This window comes from Streptomyces sp. NPDC057617, from assembly GCF_042800555.1.
Classification (GTDB): domain Bacteria; phylum Actinomycetota; class Actinomycetes; order Streptomycetales; family Streptomycetaceae; genus Streptomyces.
In genome coordinates, this window is the sequence record NZ_JBHVGV010000014.1 from 182,258 (window position 1) to 201,614 (window position 19,357).

Genomic DNA, 19,357 nt, shown 5'->3' on the forward strand with positions numbered 1-19,357 from the left:
GCAGTGGGCAGCGCAGCAGGCCGGTCGCCTGAATCCAGCGGCCCTCCAGCCACATGGGCTCAGCAGTGAAGCTGGAACCGTCCTCGCGCGGGAACACCGATCCCCCGCGCGAGGACGACCGTGTCCCTACCGGTCGCGCAACCCACTGCGTGACCTCGGAACCCGCACCCTGCGGGCGAGGGCGGCGGTGGGTCACAGCCACTCATTGATCGAAGCGACGAGGACAGTTGCCTCGTAGCGGACCGAGAGCTTGTCGTACCGTGTCGCGACCGCGCGGTTCCTCTTGAGGCGGTTAATCCCGCACTCGACCGCGTGACGCTCACGGTAGTCGGCCGGATCGAAAAGCGGAGGCCGACCGCCACGGGAACCGAGCTTTCGACGATTGCGTGCCTGATCGGCCTTGTCCGGGATGGTGCACCTGATCCTGCGGCGACGCAGGTAGGCACGGTTCCTGCGGGAGGCGTACGCCCTGTCGGCCCGCACCCGGCTCGGTCGGACGCGCGGTCTGCCCGGCCCGACTCGGGGCACGCGGACCTTCTCCAATACGACTTCGAACTGCGGCGAGTCCCCACGTTGCCCTGCGGTCACCACCATCGACATGGGCTTCTGGCACTGCTCGATGGCAAGGTGCAGCTTGGTGGTGAACCCGCCCCGCGATCGTCCCAGTCCGTGATCAGCGGGCTCGGTGAAGATGCCGCCCGGTGGTTCCTTCTGCAGGTCACCCTGCCTGCGGGCCCCGGCCGCGTGCTGGTGGGCGCGGCAGACCGTGGAGTCGACGCTCAGGTCCCAGACGATCGCCCCCTTCGCGTCGGCCAGGGATTGGAGCCGAGTGAGGACCTGATGCCAGGTGCCATTCCGCTGCCACCGACGGAAGAGGTCGTAGATCCGGCCCCACGGTCCGTACTCAACGGGCACGTCCCGCCACGGCACACCGGTCCGGACTCGGAACCGTATGCCGTCGATCAACTGCCGCCGAGGCCAGACGGGTGGCCGTCCCACCCTGGCACCATTCGGTAACAACGGCTCCAGCACCGCCCACTGCTTGTCCGTGAGATCTCCCCGCCCCATGAACCATGATCATTCACCGCCCGAGAGCCATTTTCGATACACGCCCTAGGGGCGCCCGGTCCCCGGGCCGTCCCCCTCGGACTCGCCCGGTGCTGGCCCACCTGCTCCCCGTGCTCCTGCTCTCAGGCCGTCCATCACCAGGTCCAGTAGTCGCGTTGCGCGGGGTTGCCAGTTGGGGGTGTGGGGGTCGATTTGCCAGAGGCCGGCGATGGCGAGGAGGAAGTCGTCGGGGGTGAGGTCCGGGCGGATGGTGCCGGCTTCTTTGTTTGCGGTCAGCAGGAGCGTGACTGCCTCGCTCACCGGGGTGTAGCCGATCTGGGCCAGGCTGCCGTGGGTGCTGGTGGTTTTGCGCAGGGCGTCGGCCAGGCCGGCTTTGGCCATGGCGTACTGGGCCAGGCGGTCCATCCACTCCCGCAGGGCCCGGTCCGGTGGGCGGGTGCGGAGCAGGCGGGCGGCGGTGTCGGCGACCTGCTGCATCTCGTAGCGGTAGACCTCCAGGACGAGGGCCTCGCGGTTGGGGAAGTTGCGGTAGAAGGTTCCCTGCCCGACGCCCGCCTTCTTCGCGATCATGCTCAGCGGGGCGTCCGCGGCGCGGGTGAGTTCATCCAGCGCGACTTCCAGGATCCGTTCGCGATTCCGTTGCGCGTCGGAGCGCAGCGCCGCGCCCTTTTCTTCCTGCACTCGTCCTCCTTCCGGAATCACGTCCCAGCCCGGCCTTGCTAACCGGACAGCTGTCCGCTAGGTTCGACAGCAACCGGACAGCTATCCGCTTAAGTCCACCATAGCGGCGGATCCGGCCAGTGCGGCCGACCGGTACCCATTGTCGCTGTTCCCACGCCCCCTGCCTCCCCCCACCCCCTCCATCCCGTGCCGTCTGCCGGGATCTTGTTCGAGACGCATCGACACGCGTCAGCAATGCACGCATCAGCAATGCGAAAGAAGGCTGATCATGGCCCCAGCCCCCTCGACCACGCACAGCGCCATCACCCTGAACATCAATGGCGAGAAGCACACGCTGCCCGTCGACCACCGCACCACCCTGCTCGACGCCCTGCGTGAGCGTCTTGATCTGACCGGTACCAAAAAGGGCTGTGACCAGGGCCAGTGCGGTGCCTGTACGGTGCTGCTCGACGGGCGTCGGGCCGTTTCCTGTCTTCAGCTCGCGGTCGCGGCCGAGGGGCGCGAGATCACCACCATCGAAGGTGTGGCCGACGGCGAGCGGCTGCACGCGGTGCAGCAGGCCTTTGTCGATCTCGACGGCTATCAGTGCGGTTACTGCACTCCGGGGCAGATCTGTTCGGCCATCGCTGTGATCGAGGAACACGCCGCGGGCTGGCCGAGCGCCGTGACCGACGATGTACGGCCCGAAGCGGGAGCGCCCGCCCTCACCGCCGAAGAGATACGCGAGCGGATGAGCGGAAACCTGTGCCGCTGTGGCGCCTACGTGTCGATCGTGCAGGCGGTCGCACGGGCGGCCGAGGCAACGGCCGAAGCGGTGGAGGCAACGGCCGGGCCCGCCGCAGTCGGACCCGCCGAGGCCGACATCAAGGAGGTCGCCGCATGAGGGAATTCGGCTATGAACGCGCCCTCGACGTCCCCGGAGCGGTCGCCCTGCTCGGCGCCGCCCCCGACGCCCGTTTCCTCGGCGGCGGCACCAATCTCGTCGACCTGATGAAGGCGGGTGTGGAAAGGCCCTCGTTGCTCATCGACCTGCGCGAACTTCCCCTCGGCGAAGTCGAGTTCAGCCACGACACCGGGCTTCGCATCGGTGCGACCGTCACCAACAGCGATCTAGCGGCCCATCCCGAAGTACGGCGCCACTACCCGGCGTTGGCGCAGGCCGTCCTGGCCGGCGCCTCGGGGCAGCTCCGCAACATGGCCACGGTCGGAGGGAATCTGCTCCAGCGGACCCGCTGCGGGTACTTCACCGACCTGAGCAAGCCGTGCAACAAGCGTTCCCCCGGCAGCGGTTGCCCCGCCCTCACGGGCGAGCACCGCAACCACGCCATCCTCGGCGCCTCCGGGCACTGCGTCGCCACCCATCCCTCGGACATGGCCGTCGCGCTCGCCGCCTTCGACGCCGTCATCTCGTACGAAACGGCCGACGGCCCCGGCGAGTTGACGATGGACGAGTTCTACCGGCCCGTGGGTGACACCCCGCACATCGAGACCGCCCTCCCGCCCGGCGCGCTGATCACCGGCGTCACACTGCCGCCGGCCCCGGTCGCCGCCCACTCGCGGTACCGGAAGGTGCGCGAGCGCGCCTCGTACGCCTTCGCGATCGGCTCGCTGGCCGCCGCGCTCGACGTCCAGGACGGTGTCGTACGGGAAGTGCGCCTCGCGTTCGGGGCGGTCGCGTCCCGGCCGTGGCGGGCCCGTACCGCCGAGCGGGCGCTGACCGGCGGCCCGGCGAGCGCGGAGGCCTTCGCCGCCGCGGCGGATGCCGAGCTGGCGGCCGCCGAGGCGCTTCCCCAGAACGGATACAAGGTGCCGTTGACCCGCAATCTCATCGTGGCCGTGCTGACCGGACTCACCGAGGAGGCCGCCCGATGACCCCGCCGACGCCGACCACGTCGACCACGCGGACGACGCCGGCCACCACGGCCCGGACCGCCGCCGTGACAGGCGCCCTCGGTACCGCCCGTACCCGGGTGGAGGGCCGCGCCAAGGTCACCGGGGCGGCTCGCTACGCCGGGGAGATCCCCTTCGCCGAACTCGCCCACGGCTGGCTGGTGTTGTCGACCGTGGCCCGCGGCCGTATCCGCTCCGTGGAGGACACCCCCGTCCTGGCCATGCCGGGCGTTCTCACCGTGCTGCACCACGGCAATGCGCCGCGCGTCGACACCGACTACATCGGCATGGTGGGGCGGCCGAACCCGGTCCTCGGGATCTTCCAGCACGACCGGGTGCCCTTTGTGGGCTGGCCCGTGGCGCTGGTCGTGGCCGAGACGTCCGAGCAGGCCAGGGAGGCCGCCGAGGCGCTCGTGGTCCGGTACGACGAGGAGCCGCACGACGCCGCGTTCTTCGCCGGACACCCCGGTGCGTACACACCGGAGAACAACCCGCTGGTCCGTGCCGAGACGGAGAAGGGCGACCTGGAGGCACAACTCGGCCTGTCCTCCGTCGTCCTGGACGAGGAGTACACCACACCCGAGGAGCACCACAACGCGATGGAGCCCCATGCGGCGACGGCCCGCTGGGACGGCGGCCGGCTCGACGTCGTGGACTCCAACCAGGGCAGCACGTGGGTGGCGACCGAACTAGCGCAGCTCTTCTCCCTCGACCCGGCCTCTGTACGCGTACGGTCCGAACACGTCGGCGGCGGCTTCGGATCGAAGGGTCTGAGCCCGCACCAAGTGGCCGCCGTGATGGCCACGACCGTCCTCCACCGCCCGGTCCGTGTCGTACTGACGCGCCGTCAGATGTTCTCCCTCGTCGGGTACCGCAGCCCCACGGCACAGCGGGTCAGGCTCGGCGCCGACGCCGACGGCCGGCTGCGCGCGTTCGACCACCGGTCGACGAGCCTTACGTCAACGCTGCACGAATTCATCGAGTCGAGCGCCGTGCTGGGGCGCGTGATGTACGACGCCGACGCGCACCGCACCCTGCACCGGCTCGTACGGCTCGATGTGCCGACCCCGTCCTGGATGCGCGCGCCGGGCGAGGCACCGGGGTCCTTCGCGCTCGAATCCGCCCTCGACGAACTCGCCGAGAAGTGCGGCATCGACCCGATCGAGCTGCGCGTACGCAACGAACCCGGGTCGGGTCCGGTGTCCGGGCTGCCGTTCAGCAGCCGCAATGTGCTCGCCTGCTTCGAGGAGGGCGCCCGCAGATTCGGCTGGGCGGACCGGGACCCGCGTCCCGGACTGCGCCGCGAGGGGCGCTGGCTGCTCGGGACCGGGACGGCGGCGGCCACCTATCCGTCGGGAGCCGGCCCGTCCACCGCGGCCGTGACCGCGGAGGCGGACGGCACCTTCACCGTACGGATCAACGCGACGGACATAGGGACCGGCGCACGGACCGCGATGACCCTGGTCGCCGCGCAGGCGCTGGCCGTCGATCCGGACCGTATCCGGGTGCGCATGGCGGACAGCGACCTCGGCCCCGCGATGTTCGCCGGCGGCTCGATGGGCACGCGCTCCTGGGCATGGGCGGTGACGGTCGCGGCGAAGGAACTCAGGGAGCGGCTGGCCCTGGGAGGCGGCATTCCGCCGGAGGGGATCACCGCGCGGTCCAACACCGCCGAGGCCATCGCCGCCCTCGCGAAGAAGGAACGGCACTCGTTCGGAGCGCAGTTCGCCGAGGTCGCGGTGGATGTCACCACCGGTGAGGTACGGGTACGACGACTGCTCGGCATCTACGCCGCCGGGACCATCGTCAACCCGCTCACCGCCCGCAGCCAGTTGATCGGCGGAATGACATGGGGGCTGTCCATGGCCCTCCACGAGGAGGCGGTCAGGGACGTGGCCTCCGGCGGCCATGTCGGCGCCGACCTCGCCGGCTATCACTTCGCCGCGCACGCCGATGTGCCGCTCATCGAGGCGGACTGGGTGGACGATCCGGACCCGGACGACCCGGTCGGGATCAAGGGCATCGGCGAGATCGGTGTCGTGGGTGTCGCTGCGGCGATCGCCAACGCGGTGTGGCACGCGACCGGCGTACGCCACCGTGACCTGCCGATCCGCCCGGACCGGGTCCTGCACGCGGCGGACGAGGCCCGGAACCGCGCGGCGGACGAAGCTCGTCGCGAAACGTCGGGAGCCGGAAGCCGGGCCGCGGAAGGAGCCGGAAGCCGGGCCGCGGAAGGAACCGGAAGCCGGGCAGCGGAGGAGACCGGGAGCCACACGACGGAGGAGGCCGGGAGTGCTTGATCTCGCCGACCAACTGAACCGCTGGTTCGAGGAGGGCCGGGACTTCGCCGTCGCGACAGTCGTGGCCGTCGACGGCAGCGCTCCGCGCGAACCCGGCGCCGCCCTCGCCGTCGACAGCCACGGCACCGCCATCGGTTCCGTCTCCGGCGGGTGCGTCGAAGGAGCGGTGTACGAGCTGTGCGTCCAGGCGCTCCAGGACGGCCGGACCGTGCGCGAACGGTTCGGATACAGCGACGAGGACGCCTTCGCGGTGGGACTCACCTGCGGCGGTGTCATCGACGTCCTGGTCACGCCGGTGCACGCGGACACCCCGGTGTTCCGGGCAGGGGTGTCGGCCGCGGACCGGGGCGAGGCGGCGGCACTGGCCCGGGTGGCACGGGGCCCGGCCGGACTGCTCGGCGGCGCGCTGCTCGTACACCCCGACGGATCGTACGAGGGCGGTCTCGGCGGACATCCGGAACTGGACCGGACAGCGGCCGCGCAGGCCCGCGCGATGCTGGACACCGGCCGCACCGGCACCGTCGAGATCGCGGAGGACGGGTCGGGCTGCCCGGGTGGTGTGACGCTGTTCGTGGAGTCGAAGGTGCCGCCGCCCCGGATGATCGTCTTCGGTGCCGTGGACTTCGCGACGGCACTGGTACGGGTGGGCAAGTTCCTCGGCTACCACGTGACCGTCTGCGACGCCCGGCCCGTCTTCGCCACCCGCGTCCGCTTCCCCGAGGCCGACGACCTCGTGGTCGACTGGCCGCACCGCTACCTCCGGCGCACTCCGACCGACGAGCGGACCGTCCTGTGTGTGCTCACTCATGACGCCAAGTTCGACGTTCCTCTGCTGGAGACGGCGCTGCGGCTGCCGGTCGCGTTCGTCGGCGCGATGGGCTCGCGCCGTACCCACGAGGACCGCGACCGCCGTCTGCGCGAAGTCGGCCTCACGGACGGCGATCTGGCCAGGCTGCGCTCCCCGATCGGCCTCGACCTTGGCGGCCGTACGCCCGAGGAGACCGCCCTGTCCATCGCGGCGGAGATCGTCGCGGCGCGCCGGGGCGGTACGGGAGTCCCGCTGACCGGTTCGGGAACGTTCATTCACCATGACGTCGACGGGAGGCAGCAGGACGGGGCCCGCCCACGAGCGGCAGCCTGACCCGGCTCGGGGCCTGAGCGCGCGCCGTCAGGGCCGGACCTTGTCCCCCGGGACCTTGGGCACATGGAATACGAGCAGCCGCACCGGATGCGCCACGGGAAGTGCGCCGTGCACGTCGCCGGGCTCCAGAACCAGCAGGTCGCCCGCGCCCAGTCGTACGGTCTGCTCGCCCACCGAGTAGTCGGCCGGGTCGAGGAAGTAGAAGATCTCGTAGAGGTGCTGGTGGTAGTGGCGCTCCTCGGTGAAGTCGGCGGGGTGCTCGACCAGGAGCACCCCGGTCCGGTCGACGGGGATGTCCACGGGCAGATCGAGGAGCGACAGCACCGTCCGCCCGTCGGGACGGTGGTCCGGGGTCAGAGCATCGGAGTGCACAACACGCATGGGATCGGTTCCCCGTCTCGCTCAGACACCCGGGACGAGCCGGGCGGTGGTTTCGGCCATGACGTCCTCGTAGAGGCTGTTGATCAGTTCGAGGCCGCGGGCGTAGCAGGCGATCGCGACCGTCTCCGGTCTGCCGCGGACGATGTGGAAGGGCATGACACTGCACATGTGCGCGGCCTCGGCCAGCCGCACCTTGAGGAACCAGTGCGGGTCGCCCTGCGACCAGTCGCTCGCCACGAGCCAGTCGCGGAGCCGCTCCCGTACGCCGTGGTAGAAGGCGACCAGACGCGGGGAGGTGAAGGCGTAGTCGATCCTGTCGTCGCCCGCCTCGACCTCGACATGGCCGTCATGGATCAGGTCGTACAGCGAGTTGACGGAGTGCCAGATCTTGCCGAGGTCGTACGCGATGTCGTAGCCGGAGTTGCCCCGCGGATCGATCAGGAAGAAGCGGTGGTTGTGCCGGTCGATCAGGATGTTGTCGAAGTGCGGGTCGCCATGGGTACGGACGAGCCGGTCCGGGGCCAGCAGCTCCAGGGCCGCCCGGTCGTCCGCCAGGGCGTCGGCCACCTGCTGGATTCCGCGTAACGGAACGCCGTTCACCCGGACTTCGGCCGCGTTCCAGAGCCGCCACCGCGCGGGAACGGCCGCCGCGGTCTCCACGAGCCTGCTGCGGATACGGTCGAGATGCGTACGGCGCACATAGTCGTCCGGCGCCGGTACCGGGCCCACCGGATACAGGTCGCGCCGCAGGGTCGCCAGCGTCCGGCGCGCCCATCGGGCGGCCTCCTCCTCGTCGATCTCGCCCGACAGGATGAGCCGGCGCAGGGTCGGGAGGTGGTGGTAGGCGAGGTCCATGGACACGCCGTACGGCTCGATCCTGGACTCGATCACATCGGGAAAGTGCCTGCCCGCGGCCGTCTCCAGGCCATGGAGCCAGACGATCTCGTCGGTCAGCTTCTCGCGGCCGGCCCCGACAGCCTCCTTGCGTACGGTCCGCCGCCCGGAGGCGGGGTCGAACCTGATGTACGTACGGGCATGGGAGCCGCCGGCCAGCGCGCCGCCCACCACGACGTCCTTGCCGTGGATGTCCCGGGACTGGGCCGCGCACTGCACATGGATCCGCGCGGCCAGCCGGCAGACGGTCCCCGGCCAGGAGAGCCGGAAGCCGTCCTCGGCGAGGATGTCGCGGAGCAGCGCCCTGTCCGCGCCGGTGAGGAACAGCGTGCCCAGATAGGCGAGTTCGCCCTCGGGCCCCAGCCCGTCCAGCGCCAGCGCGAGCCGGCCCACCTGATGGGCCGTGGCGCGTACGCGCCGGTGCTGTACGAGATGTGCGCGGTCGGACACCAGCACGGTGGCGGTGACCAGATTGGCGAACGCGGAGAGGATGCCGGGGCGTATCTCGCACGAGCAGTCCAGGATGAGAACGCTGCCGCTTCCGTGCCGTAACTTGTCGGCCAGCGCTTCGGTACGGTCCGCCGGGTCGTCCTGTACGACGTACTTCACCGCGGCGGACCAGGGCGAGGGGTCCGGTACGGGAGTGTCCGGCTCATGAACGGGCTTGGTGGGCAGGGTGCCGGTGATGACGGTGACTTCGCCGAGTGTGCCGTCCAGGACCGCGGCTCGCAGCCGGGCCGGTATGTCCACGGGCTCGTCCGGATGGTGCGGGCATAAGGTGTCGCGCACGATGATTTCCACCGGATGTCTCCTCTTGCGGGACGAGAGTTGACGCGTACGGACTTCCAGGAACTCGGGCGGAGCGGGGCACGGCTCTCGGGTGAGCGCGGTACGGCCTTCGGGCGGCGGAGCGGGACGGGCGTACCCGTCCCATGACCACCGGCTCGGACTACCGGCGCGCGGGCGTCGCCCCGACCGCTCCCATCGACCGCAGATAAGGAAGGACCCGCTCGGACACCCCGGCCGGCGGCTGGATCCCCAGCCGTTCCAGCCGGGACGTCCGCAGCCAGGGCCGCGTCGGCCTGGGCGCGCCGGACTCCGTCCGCGGTCCCCGCGACGGCCGGAGCAGGGAGAGGGGAAGCCCCGCCGCTTCCGCGATCCTCCTGCCCCAGGCGTACTTGGTCACGCCTTCCTGGGCGGCCACGTGGAGGATGCCGCCGAGATCCGCCGCGAGGGCCCGCTCCAGCGTGCGGGCCACATCGCTCGTCCAGGTCGGCTGGCGTTCGAGCCGGTCGTCCAGTTCGATGGAGACTTCGTTCCGCAGTGCCCGCAGGACGGACTCTGTCCAGGTCGGGCCGCGCCCCGGCACCCGCTGCCCGTAGAGCACGGGAAGACGGACGATCAGATGACCGGGGACCCGGGTCGCATGGAGTTCACCGCCGCGCTTTGTCTCCCCGTACACCTGGATCGGCGACGGGGCGGCCTTCTCCTCGTATCCGTCGGGGGCGGTGCCGTCGAAGACGTACTCCGTGGAGATGTACACGAGCTTCACTCCGCGGCAGGCACACTGCTCCGCCACGATCCTGGTGGTTTCGGCGTTCACCCGGCGGGCCATCTCCGGGTCGTCCTCGCACTGCTGCACATCCGCGTTCGCCACACAGTGGACACATACGTCCAGGGACTGTTCCGCGAAGAACGCCTCCACTTCCCGGCGCGAACCGGCTTCCATACGGAGGCAGTTCGGGCGGTCCTGGGAGTGGGACCAGCCGAGCACGTCGTTGCCGACGGCGGACAGGGTGGTCATCAGCTCGGCCCCCAGCATGCCGCCGGCGCCGGTCACGAGAATTCTTCGAGGCATGTCGTCTCTTCTCCGCCGCTTCGGGGTGCCAGCGGCATCGTCGGGGCGTCAAGGCGCGCGACATGGCGCGGCTTCGGTGGTGAAGCGTGTGAATCCGGGGCGGTGGGGGTGAATCCGGAGTGCTTCGAAGTGCTTCGGAGCGCACCGGGGCGACCGGGGGTGGTCATGAGGGACCGCGGACGGAGGAGGGGGAAAGAAATGGGGGGAGGGGTCTCCACACGAGTCGACGCTGGCTCGCGCGCTCATGGAAGCGCTCCCACGCCGCCATGATTGCCACCGCGGCTGATCACTGTCAACAGCCCCCTTGCGCCCTGCCCCGCCACGGTGCCGACTTCGCCACCCCGCATAGCTCCATTCGCGTTTATCCCTGAATGAGGCATATCTGGTGGCAACTCGGCGCTTTCGTGCGGTCACTTTCCGCCATCGTGAATATGTCGGAGCGGTAACACGGGCGCTAACCCGCCCCTGATTGCTGACATCGTTGTCCGATCTGTGCTGATGAAACGACCCATAGATCGTCTACGATCCCGGCCCGGCTCTCCGCGTCCCGCTGGCCTGTTACCGACACCCGGCGGCCTTCCCGTGCAAGTGCCCCCTGGGCACGCCCTGCTGAACATGTCATGGTTCTCCGCGGCATGGCTCACCTGGGCCGATGCCTCGAACACAGCCGGCCGTCGGCCCGGTGCGAGGGCTCCGTCCGTGGATTCGAAGGCGAACCGCGGCGCCCTTTTCACCGGCTCGACTCCCCTGCGCCGCCATCTGTTCCACGGCGGCGGGCACAAGGAACGAGGACCCGAATGAAACGTTGCAATTGCATGGCCCCGGGCGCTGCACACCCAGGCCGTCGGACCGCCGCTCCTCCGGCCCGGAAGGTGAACACGTGCTTAACCGCGTCGTAGTGACGGGTAGTAACGGCATGCTCGGGACCGCTCTGGTGGAGCGGCTGGCGGCCGACGGATGCGAGGTGACCGGCCTCGACATCGTGCACCGGCCGGACTCCGCGGCCTCCCGAGTGGTCCACGCGGACATACGCGACGCCGCCGCGGTACGGGAAGCGGTCCGCGGGGCCGATCTCGTGGTGCACAGCGCCTCGGCCCTGCCGAGCTATCCGGCCGAGCAGATCGACTCCATCGTCGTCGAGGGCACGAGAACGGTGCTCGCCGAGTCCGGACGGATGGACGTGCCCCGGGTCGTGTATCTCTCGACCGGTTCCGTTTACGGACTGCCCACCCAGGTACCCACACCGGAGACCCTTCCCCGGCGGCCCATCGACCCGTACGGCAGAGCGAAGGCCAGAGCCGAGGAACTGGTCGAGAAGGCCCGCGCCGACGGCATGGTCGTACCGGTACTGCGTCCGAAGACCTTTCTGGGGCCGGGACGGCTCGGGATCTTCGCGATGCTCTTCGAATGGGCCGAGGAGGGCCATCACTTCCCCGTCCTGGGCTCCGGACGGGTACGCAGCCAGATGCTCGACGTCGAGGATCTCATCGACGCCATCCTGCTGGCGGCCAACGGCCCCGCGGAGACCGTCAACACCGAATTCAACGTGGGCGCGGCCGAGTTCGGGACGCTTCGCGACGACTTCCAGACCGTGCTGGACGCGGCCGGCCACGGCAAACGGGTCATCGGTCTGCCGATGCGCCCGGCCGTCGCCACCCTGGGGCTGCTCGCCCGGGCGGGCCTCTCACCGGTCTATATGCGTCTGATCCACAAGCTCCGCGCTGATTCGTACATGGACATCACCCGGATCCGGAAGGAACTCGGCTTCGCACCCCGCCACTCCAACCGTGAGGCGATCCTGCGCAGCTTCGAGTGGTGGCGCGGCCGGTCCCGTCACCAGGGATTCGGCACCGGGCGCACCAGCAGGGACCCCTGGCGTCAGGGCGCGCTCTCGCTGGCCAAAGCGGTCTTCTGACACCTGCCCGAGAGCCCGCCGGGGGTCCAGGACCCCTCCGAGGCTCGCGCGACAGCGCCCGGGGCGCTTCCCCCCGGCGGCGCTTCCTCCGACTCTTCCCTTAGGAGAGCCATGTCCGGTGTCGAATCCACTGTGCCCAGAACCACCCCCGCCGCCCCCGCCGTGCCCGGCGCCGCCCCGCCGACGACCGTCGACCGGCGGGCGGGCCCGCTGCGCCGCGCCCTGCGCGTCCCCGGCGCGCTGCTGCGGCTGTCCCGGCCCTACCAGTGGGCCAAGAACCCCGTCGTCATCGCCCTGCCCGCGGTCTTTCTGCACCGCTGGACGCCGGGCGCGCTCGGCTCTGTGCTCTGGGCCACCGCACTCTTCACGCTCGCCTCGGTCGCCGTCTACACGCTGAACGACATCGTCGACCGGGAGCGCGACCGGCTCAATCCCACCAAGCGGCACCGGCCCCTGGCGTCGGGCGAACTGCCGGTCGCCGTCGCCTGGACGTATCTCGCGGTGGTCTGCGCGGCTCTGGTCGCGGGGATCGTCGTGGCCTCGCCGGAGCGCGCCTGGCCGGTCCCGGCCTATCTCGTACTCAATCTCGCCTACAGCTACCGGCTCAAGCATCTTGCGCTGGTGGACGCCTTCGCGGTCGCCGGGGGCTTTGTCCTGCGTGCCGTCCAGGGCTATCTGGCGCTCGGCGCGCGCCCCTCGCCGTGGCTGCTGCTCTCGGTGCTGACGATGTGTCTGCTGTTCGCCTTCGGCAAGCGTCGCAGGGAACTGCTCGATGTCTCCCGGGACCACCGGCCGGCCCTGGCCGGCTACTCCGTACAGTTCATCGACTACCTGATCATGGTGAGCGCGGCGCTGTCCGCGATGGCGTTCGGGATCTTCCTGATGGCCGATCCGAACCACAACGGAGCGGCGACCGCCCTGGTCTTCCTCACCCTGGGCGTCTCCCTGTTCGCCCTCTTCCGTTACCTCCAGCTCCTGGTCGTGGGCAACGGCGGCGCGGATCCCGTACGGACGCTCTTCCGCGACCGGCTGCTGATCGGATCCGGAGTGCTGTGGATAGGGATCTTCGTCACCCTGTCCTGACCACCGGTGCCCCAACTCCCTTTTGTGCCACCGAACATGAACGTGAACGACAGAGAAGGAAGATCTCGTGGAAGACCCCATGGTGTCGGTGATCATCCCCAACTACAACTACGCCAGGTCCCTGGGCCTGTCCATCCGCTCCGCCCAGGAGCAGGACTACCCGAACATGGAGATCATCGTTGTCGACGACTGCAGCACGGACGGTTCCGAGGCGATCGCCCGGTCCCTCGGTGTCACCGTGCTGAGTACGGGCACCAACAGCGGTGTCGCCGTCGCCCGTAACACCGGAGCCGCCCACGCTTCCGGCCAGATCCTGTTCTTCCTCGACTCGGACGTGGCGTTACGGCCCGGCGCCGTGGCGGCGGCGGTCGAGCTGCTGCGGGACGAGCCCGGCATCGGCGCCGTGTGCGGCATGTACGAGCCGGAGCCGCTGATCCGCGACAGCCTGGTCGAGGAGTGCCGCTGCCTCCAGGCGTACTACTGGCGGACCAGCTCCGAGGGCACGGTCAGCTTCCTGATCTCCGCGATGTGCGCCATGCGGGTCGAGGTCTTCGAGGCGGTCGGCCCGTTCAACCCCAATCTGCGGCAGACCGAGGAGGTCGACTACGGGCAGCGGCTCACCCAGAAGTACGACCTGCTGCTCACCCCCGCCATCCGCGGCTCGCACGACGACGACTCCGAACTGGTGCCGCTGATACGGAAGATATTCACCCGGGGACGTCTGCGGGTCCCGCTGTACGCGCAGCGGCGCAAGTTCGCCAAGGGATTCGAGACCGCCTCCCGGTCCTGGGCGAGTCTCGCCTCGCTGCTGGGTGTGGTGTCGCTGGCGGCGCCCGCCGTTCTGGGGCCGGTGGCCTGGGCGGTGCCGGTGCTGCTGTTCGCCGCCGTGATCGGTCTCGACTTCGGCATGTACCGCTTTGTCGCCGGCCGGCGCGGGCCGCTGTTCCTGCTGGGCTTCATCGGCGTACAGCTCGTCTTCAACCTCACGGTCGCGGTGGGGGTGGCGTTCGGAGCGGCGCACTGGCTGCTGTCACCCGCCTTCCGGCGCCTGTACGTGCGCGAGTCCGCGCCCTCCTCACCGGCGGCGGCACTGTGAGCGCCACCCGCCCGCCGGCTTCGCCGCCCTCCATTCAGGCGGGGGCGGAACCGGGCACGGCATCCGGGCTCTCCGCCACGACACCACCGGCCTCTGCGGCACGTCCCCAATGGAGCCGACCCGCCCGCGCGCTGGTGGCCCTGGCCGTCCTGTGGGCGTGCTTCACCGTCCTGCAACGGCTACTCAGCGGCGAGTGGTGGGTCATGCTCGTCCCCGATCTGATGCCGCCCGTGGTCTTCCTGGCGGCGCCGGTACTGCTGGCGGGGACGGCGTGTGCGGCGGGCGCGTGGAGATCCCGTACGGGCAGCTCGTCGCGGACAGGGGTCGGCTCGCGGACAGGGACCGGCCGGGCGGGCTCCCGCCGTACCGCCGTCGTCCTGGTGTGCTGCCTCGCCCTGTTCTCCGCCGTGGTGAGCTGGCCGCGCAACGGTGTACAGCTCTCCGCGCTGACCCAGGGCGCCCCCGCCGCCACGGCAGGGGATCTCCGTATCGTCTCCTGGAACACCACCTGGTGGGGACAGGACGTCGACACCGACCGCTTCTGGGAGGTGCTCAAGGCCCAGCGCGCCGATGTCTATCTCCTCCAGGAGTATCTGCACGGGGTCGACTACAAGCAGGAGAACCTCCGCCCGGTCGACGATCTCGCCAGGATCCGCCGCGAGTTCCCCGGCTATCACGTCGTCTCGCGCGGCGAACTGATCACCCTGTCCCGCTATCCCGTGACCGGCTCGAAGCTGGTCGGTCCCGGCGCCGCCGTCGCCGGCCGGCCCGACGCGCCCTGGCTGGAGGTCTACCGGGCGGTCAAGACCCTCCGCGTCGACATCCGGGTGGGCGGCCGGCCCCTCTCCCTGTACAACGTGCACATTCCAGTACAGATCGATCCGGGTCCACACCTCCTCTCACCCTCCGTCTTCGGGATGCTCCAGGACCGGCAGCGCAGCCGCAGCGCCCAGTTCGAGGGGCTGGAGGACGAACTGCGCGAACAGCGCGAGCGCGGTACGGCCCTGGTGGTCGCCGGGGACTTCAACAGCAGCCCGGCCATGGGCGAGCTGACCGAGCTGCGGAGCACCCTGCGCGACGCGGCGGACAGCGGCGGGGGCGTCTACCCCCGTACCTGGAACGAACTCGTACCCGTACTGGGGCTGTGGCGGCTCGACTGGGCCTTCACCACCGAGCCGGTCACCGTCGACCGGTACGCCCTCGACCGCATGGACGGCCTGTCCGACCACCGTGCCCAGATCCTGGAGGTGTCGCTGTGACCGGAACCGCCGCCGCACCGGACGCCGACGGCTCCCGCCCCACGGCGCGGGTCTCCGTCGTCATCCCCAACTACAACTACGCCAGGACGCTGGAGCTGTGCCTCAACTCGCTTGCGGCCCAGACCCTCCCGCCGTACGAGGTGATCGTCTCCGACGACGCGAGCACCGACGACTCCGTGGAGGTGGCGCGCCGCTTCGACTGCCGGGTGCTGCGCGCCGAACGCAACGGCGGCGTCTCCGCGGCGCGCAACGCCGGTGCCGCCGCCGCGCGCGGCGACATCCTCTTCTTCCTCGACTCGGACCAGGCCCTGACCCCCGACTCCCTGGAGAACGCGGTCCGGCTGCTCTCGGCGGACCCGGAGCTGGGCTGTGTCCACGGCATCATCGCCGCCGAACCGCTCGTGGACGACGGCCCGGTGGAGTGGTACCGGACCCTGCACGCGCACCACTGGCGGCTCAAGGGCGTCGGGCCGACGCCGACCGCGTTCTTCGCCGCGGCGGCGATGCCCCGCAGGGTCTTCGAGGAAGTGGGCGGATTCGAACCGGCGTTGCGTGACAGCGAGGACGTGGAGTACAGCGAACGGCTGTCCGCCCGTTACGCCATCGTGCTCACCGACCGGATCGTCGCGGCACATGACGAGGAGTACCGGCTCGGTCCGATGCTGCGCGAGCAGTTCCGCCGGGCCCAGTACCTCCTTCCGTTCGCCGCCGCGCACCGCCGCCGCCCCGGGGCGCTGCGCGCCAACAGCGCGCTGGGGGTGGCCGCCGCGCTTCTCACCGCGGTCTCCGCGCCGGCGGCCGTCGTTTTCCCCGTGCTGGCGCCGGTTCCGGTGCTGGGGGTGGCCGCGTTCGCCGCCGCGGATCCGGCGCTGCTGGGGTTCGTCCGCCGCAAGCGGGGCGCGGGGTTCCTGCCGCTGTTCGTCGGCCTGCATCTCCTGGTCAACGTACAGATCGCGCTCGGTGCGGCGACCGGCTGGGTGCGCAGCCGGTTCGACCGTGACTTCGGTACGAGTACGGGGCGCCCGCCCCGCCCGGCGCCCCTGGACGGGAGGACGGGATGAGCCGGGAGGACGGGAAAAGCGGAGAGGACAGGGTGAGCGGGGAGGACGGCATGAGCGGGGAGGACGGGAAGAGCGAAGCCGTTCGCACCGGCCGCCGCCGGTGGACCGCCGTGCTCCGTCCGGTGCTGGCACTCGTCCTGGTGGGCGGCGCCGGGTACGGGATGTGGAGCGCCCTGAAGGGCAGCGGCTCCACCATTCAGGAACTGCTCTCGCGCGAGGGCGCGGCCCCCTGGCTGATCGGCTCCCTGCTGATCAACACCGCGGGACTGGCCCTCAGCATGGGCTCTTGGCGCGCCACCCTGACCAGCTTGGGGTCGCCGCTCCCCTGGGGACCCACCTTCCGGATCTTCGGAGGGACGGTTCTGGGCAAATATCTGCCGGGGCCGTTCTGGAGCGCCCTGGCCGGGGTGCATCTGGGGCGTCGCAGCGGTGTGGCGGCGAAGCGCATGATCGCCGCGTACGTACTCAACTCCGTGGTGGTGCTGCTGACCGCCGCGGTCGTGGGGGCCCTGGCCGGGCCCCGGGTCATGGGCACGGGAGCCCTGTGGCTGCTGCCGGTGGCGGGAGTACTGGCCGTACTGCTCCGGCGGCCGGGGATCATCGTACGGGCCGCCGCCTTCGCGGCCCGGATCCTGCGTCGGCCCGCGCCCGAACTGAGTGTGGCGGAGGGGCCGTTGCGTACGGCGGTCGTTCTGGAGGTCCTGTCGTGGCTGGTCGGCGGCGCGCATCTGTGGATGATCGCGGTGGTACTCGGGGCGCCGGCTGGCGGTTCGCTGGCGCTGTGCGTGGGCGGATTCGCGCTGGCCGCGGCGGCCGGGGCGGGGGCCCTTGTGGTGCCCGGGGGCGCCGGGGTCCGGGAGATCGTGCTGATGGTGGTTCTGACGGTGGACCTGCCCTGGTCGCAGGCGGGCGCGGCGGCTCTGGCGAGCCGGATCTGCTGCACGGTGACGGAGGTCGTCGGCGCCGGGTTCGCTCTGCTGCTGGCGCGCTGGACACCTGGCGGGCAGTCCCCCGCCCCCGCCGCCCAGGTCGGGGAGGTGCCGAGCGGTGTCTGACCGGATACGCGCCCATGCCGCGCAGGCGGCCTGGAGCCTGGTACGCAGGACCGAGGCCTTGCGGCTGCGGACCGGCGGCGGGGGACGACGGCTGCTGGCGGGCGGCCCGCTCTTCGGTGTCCCCGCCGCCGGGCCGGCTCCGGCCACGCCGCTCCCGGTGGCGCTGACCGTGGACGACGGCCCCCATCCCGAGTGGACGCCCCGGCTGCTCGATGTCCTCGATGCCCATGAGGTGCGGGCGACGTTCTTTGTGATCGGTGCGGAGGCCGCGCGCTATCCGGAGCTGCTGCGGCGCGTCCTGGCCGCGGGGCACACGATCGGCAACCACACCTTCCGCCACCCCCAGCCCTTCGCGGCCCTCCCTCCGGAGACGATCACCCAGGAGATCCGGAGCACCCAGCGGGTGGTGTCGGACGAGACCGGGTTCACCCCGGTCCTCTTCCGTGCCCCGGCCGGCGGATGGTCCCGTACGGTGCTGAGCGCGGCGCGCGATCAAGGGCTGGCGCCCGTGGACTGGACGGTGGACCCCAAGGACTGGCGTTCACCGCCGGCGGCCCGTATCGCGCGGACCGTACGACGGGCGCGTGGCGGCGACATCGTCCTGTGCCACGACGGGGGAGGCGACCGGTCGGGGACGGTGGCCGCGCTCGACACCGCGCTGGCCGGACTGCGGTCGCGCGGGGTCGAGTTCACGCCGCTGTGACCGACGCACACCCGGCCGGGCGACCCGCACCATTGTGGCGATTTGTCTGTTTTCTCCGAATGGTGCATTTGTGTGGCATTGCAACAACTTGTAACTATCTGGACGGTGTTGTGACGTAAGGAAATCCATCGCCATCATGATGTGCGTCACATCGGGAATATAACCCGGCACCCGCCTTCTTCCCCATTTCGCTCGCGGGCAAAGAGAGTTGAGTTCCCGGACGGCCTCCGGGCGACCGGCTCATTCCCGTACGGATTGGTTTCCCGGGGCGAGTTGTGAATTCAGGCCTTGTTTTCCTCCGGATGTTCAGCCTACGTTCACGTCAATCCGGACGGACCGCCGAATCCTGCCGTCGTCCGGAAACCGAACCCACTCATCCACGGCAGGAGCGGGGGACCCAGGTAAGTCGCCGGTCCGCAATCCGGACCGGCTAGGGGTGAAGCCGTGTGCACAGCGCGGCCGGGCATCTCCAGCCCGAACCCGACAGCTCACCTCGCAGGCGACGGAGAGGAATTCGTCATGCCCGCAAAGGCCAAGCACCGTCGTCCCCGAAGCAGTCCGTTCGCCCGTGGTCTTGCCGCAGTCGGCACAGGTGGTGCCATGCTCGCGCTCCCGTTCGTGGCCGCGACCGCCGCCCAGGCGGCACCCGCGCACAGCACCGCCGAGGCCCCCCAGCCGCTCACCGGCACGCTCTCCGGAACGTCGGAGAAGGGGAGCCCGGAGACCTACTCCGTGGTCGCGGGGGACTCGCTTTCCGGTATCGCGGCCGGGTATTCGGTGAGCGGCGGCTGGAAGAAGCTGTACGAGGACAACCGGGAGGTCATCGGCGGAAATTCGGCGCTGATCCGCCCCGGCATGAAGCTCACCCTCGGCACGAAGACCGGCTCGCAGGAACCGGCCGGGTCCACCACCACCGGAGAAGCCGTCCCCGCGGCCGCCGAGAACGCGTCGGCAGAGAACGCGACCACCGAG

Annotated in this window: 17 protein-coding genes and 1 riboswitch; of the genes, 12 read left to right on the top strand and 5 right to left on the bottom strand. The window is 70.4% G+C overall.

The genetic code is table 11. The features are described from left to right. Positions 1 to 192: 192 nt before the first annotated feature. Complete coding sequence (locus ACFU9P_RS29760; protein ID WP_384086695.1) at positions 193 to 1,068, bottom strand: IS5 family transposase; 876 nt, start codon at positions 1,066 to 1,068, stop codon at positions 193 to 195. 45 nt (positions 1,069 to 1,113) lie between these two features. Further along, positions 1,114 to 1,749, bottom strand: coding sequence for a TetR/AcrR family transcriptional regulator (locus ACFU9P_RS29765; RefSeq protein WP_384086698.1), 636 nt, complete (start codon positions 1,747 to 1,749; stop codon positions 1,114 to 1,116). A gap of 268 nt (positions 1,750 to 2,017) precedes the next feature. On the opposite strand from ACFU9P_RS29765, the gene ACFU9P_RS29770 reads away from it, so the two are divergent. From ACFU9P_RS29770 to ACFU9P_RS29785, 4 genes are read left to right on the top strand one after another with little or no spacing between them, the layout of a single operon-like run. Further along, the gene (locus tag ACFU9P_RS29770; RefSeq protein WP_376379562.1) at positions 2,018 to 2,632 is read left to right on the top strand and encodes a (2Fe-2S)-binding protein; all 615 of its coding nucleotides are present in this window, start codon (positions 2,018 to 2,020) and stop codon (positions 2,630 to 2,632) included. After that, positions 2,629 to 3,621: an FAD binding domain-containing protein gene (locus ACFU9P_RS29775; protein ID WP_384086701.1), complete on the top strand. Its 993-nt coding sequence runs from the start codon at positions 2,629 to 2,631 to the stop codon at positions 3,619 to 3,621. Before ACFU9P_RS29770 ends, ACFU9P_RS29775 begins: the two co-directional genes overlap by 4 nt. Next, entirely contained in the window at positions 3,618 to 5,939 is a 2,322-nt protein-coding gene (locus ACFU9P_RS29780) for a xanthine dehydrogenase family protein molybdopterin-binding subunit (RefSeq protein ID WP_384086704.1), read from the top strand. The genes ACFU9P_RS29775 and ACFU9P_RS29780 overlap by 4 nt, the downstream gene beginning before the upstream one ends. Next, complete coding sequence (locus ACFU9P_RS29785) at positions 5,932 to 7,080, top strand: XdhC family protein (protein WP_384086707.1); 1,149 nt, start codon at positions 5,932 to 5,934, stop codon at positions 7,078 to 7,080. The genes ACFU9P_RS29780 and ACFU9P_RS29785 overlap by 8 nt, the downstream gene beginning before the upstream one ends. Positions 7,081 to 7,107: 27 nt before the next feature. Here ACFU9P_RS29785 and ACFU9P_RS29790 read toward each other — a convergent pair whose 3' ends face one another. The 3 genes from ACFU9P_RS29790 to ACFU9P_RS29800 all read right to left on the bottom strand — a co-directional run bounded on the left by ACFU9P_RS29790 (position 7,108) and on the right by ACFU9P_RS29800 (position 10,213). Next, a complete protein-coding gene (locus tag ACFU9P_RS29790; RefSeq protein WP_384086710.1) occupies positions 7,108 to 7,461 on the bottom strand; it encodes a cupin domain-containing protein in 354 nt (117 codons plus the stop codon). A 21-nt stretch (positions 7,462 to 7,482) separates the two neighbouring features. Next, complete coding sequence (locus tag ACFU9P_RS29795; protein WP_384086713.1) at positions 7,483 to 9,156, bottom strand: phosphotransferase; 1,674 nt, start codon at positions 9,154 to 9,156, stop codon at positions 7,483 to 7,485. Positions 9,157 to 9,304: 148 nt separating this feature from the next. Next, entirely contained in the window at positions 9,305 to 10,213 is a 909-nt protein-coding gene (locus ACFU9P_RS29800) for an SDR family oxidoreductase (protein WP_384086716.1), read from the bottom strand. 880 nt (positions 10,214 to 11,093) lie between these two features. Here ACFU9P_RS29800 and ACFU9P_RS29805 point away from each other — a divergent pair. The 8 genes from ACFU9P_RS29805 to ACFU9P_RS29840 all read left to right on the top strand — a co-directional run. Beyond that, a complete protein-coding gene (locus ACFU9P_RS29805) occupies positions 11,094 to 12,128 on the top strand; it encodes an NAD-dependent epimerase/dehydratase family protein (RefSeq protein WP_376379541.1) in 1,035 nt (344 codons plus the stop codon). Between the two features lie 111 nt (positions 12,129 to 12,239). Beyond that, positions 12,240 to 13,211 (top strand): UbiA prenyltransferase family protein, encoded by a 972-nt coding sequence (locus ACFU9P_RS29810; protein WP_384086719.1) that lies wholly within the window; start codon positions 12,240 to 12,242, stop codon positions 13,209 to 13,211. A 67-nt stretch (positions 13,212 to 13,278) separates the two neighbouring features. Next, positions 13,279 to 14,307 carry a glycosyltransferase family 2 protein gene (locus tag ACFU9P_RS29815; RefSeq protein WP_384086722.1) on the top strand — a complete coding sequence of 343 codons (1,029 nt, stop codon included), beginning with the start codon at positions 13,279 to 13,281 and terminating at the stop codon, positions 14,305 to 14,307. 134 nt (positions 14,308 to 14,441) lie between these two features. Beyond that, positions 14,442 to 15,566 carry an endonuclease/exonuclease/phosphatase family protein gene (locus tag ACFU9P_RS29820; protein ID WP_376379532.1) on the top strand — a complete coding sequence of 375 codons (1,125 nt, stop codon included), beginning with the start codon at positions 14,442 to 14,444 and terminating at the stop codon, positions 15,564 to 15,566. Then, entirely contained in the window at positions 15,563 to 16,627 is a 1,065-nt protein-coding gene (locus ACFU9P_RS29825; protein WP_384086725.1) for a glycosyltransferase family 2 protein, read from the top strand. Before ACFU9P_RS29820 ends, ACFU9P_RS29825 begins: the two co-directional genes overlap by 4 nt. A gap of 50 nt (positions 16,628 to 16,677) precedes the next feature. After that, positions 16,678 to 17,682, top strand: coding sequence for a lysylphosphatidylglycerol synthase domain-containing protein (locus tag ACFU9P_RS29830; protein WP_384086728.1), 1,005 nt, complete (start codon positions 16,678 to 16,680; stop codon positions 17,680 to 17,682). After that, positions 17,675 to 18,385 (top strand): polysaccharide deacetylase family protein, encoded by a 711-nt coding sequence (locus ACFU9P_RS29835; RefSeq protein ID WP_384086730.1) that lies wholly within the window; start codon positions 17,675 to 17,677, stop codon positions 18,383 to 18,385. Before ACFU9P_RS29830 ends, ACFU9P_RS29835 begins: the two co-directional genes overlap by 8 nt. Before the next feature lie 360 nt (positions 18,386 to 18,745). Next, positions 18,746 to 18,900, top strand: a riboswitch (cyclic di-AMP (ydaO/yuaA leader). 85 nt (positions 18,901 to 18,985) lie between these two features. After that, the coding region (locus ACFU9P_RS29840) for a LysM peptidoglycan-binding domain-containing protein (RefSeq protein WP_384086733.1) at positions 18,986 to 19,357 on the top strand (372 nt) is incomplete at its 3' end.

Coding starts and splice junctions, on each gene's coding strand:
- ACFU9P_RS29775 (WP_384086701.1), top strand. CDS start 2,629: ATGAGGGAATTCGGCTATGAACGCGCCCTCGACGTCCCCGGAGCGGTC.
- ACFU9P_RS29790 (WP_384086710.1), bottom strand. CDS start 7,461: ATGCGTGTTGTGCACTCCGATGCTCTGACCCCGGACCACCGTCCCGAC.
- ACFU9P_RS29830 (WP_384086728.1), top strand. CDS start 16,678: ATGAGCGGGGAGGACGGGAAGAGCGAAGCCGTTCGCACCGGCCGCCGC.
- ACFU9P_RS29780 (WP_384086704.1), top strand. CDS start 3,618: ATGACCCCGCCGACGCCGACCACGTCGACCACGCGGACGACGCCGGCC.
- ACFU9P_RS29800 (WP_384086716.1), bottom strand. CDS start 10,213: ATGCCTCGAAGAATTCTCGTGACCGGCGCCGGCGGCATGCTGGGGGCC.
- ACFU9P_RS29810 (WP_384086719.1), top strand. CDS start 12,240: ATGTCCGGTGTCGAATCCACTGTGCCCAGAACCACCCCCGCCGCCCCC.
- ACFU9P_RS29760 (WP_384086695.1), bottom strand. CDS start 1,068: ATGGGGCGGGGAGATCTCACGGACAAGCAGTGGGCGGTGCTGGAGCCG.
- ACFU9P_RS29770 (WP_376379562.1), top strand. CDS start 2,018: ATGGCCCCAGCCCCCTCGACCACGCACAGCGCCATCACCCTGAACATC.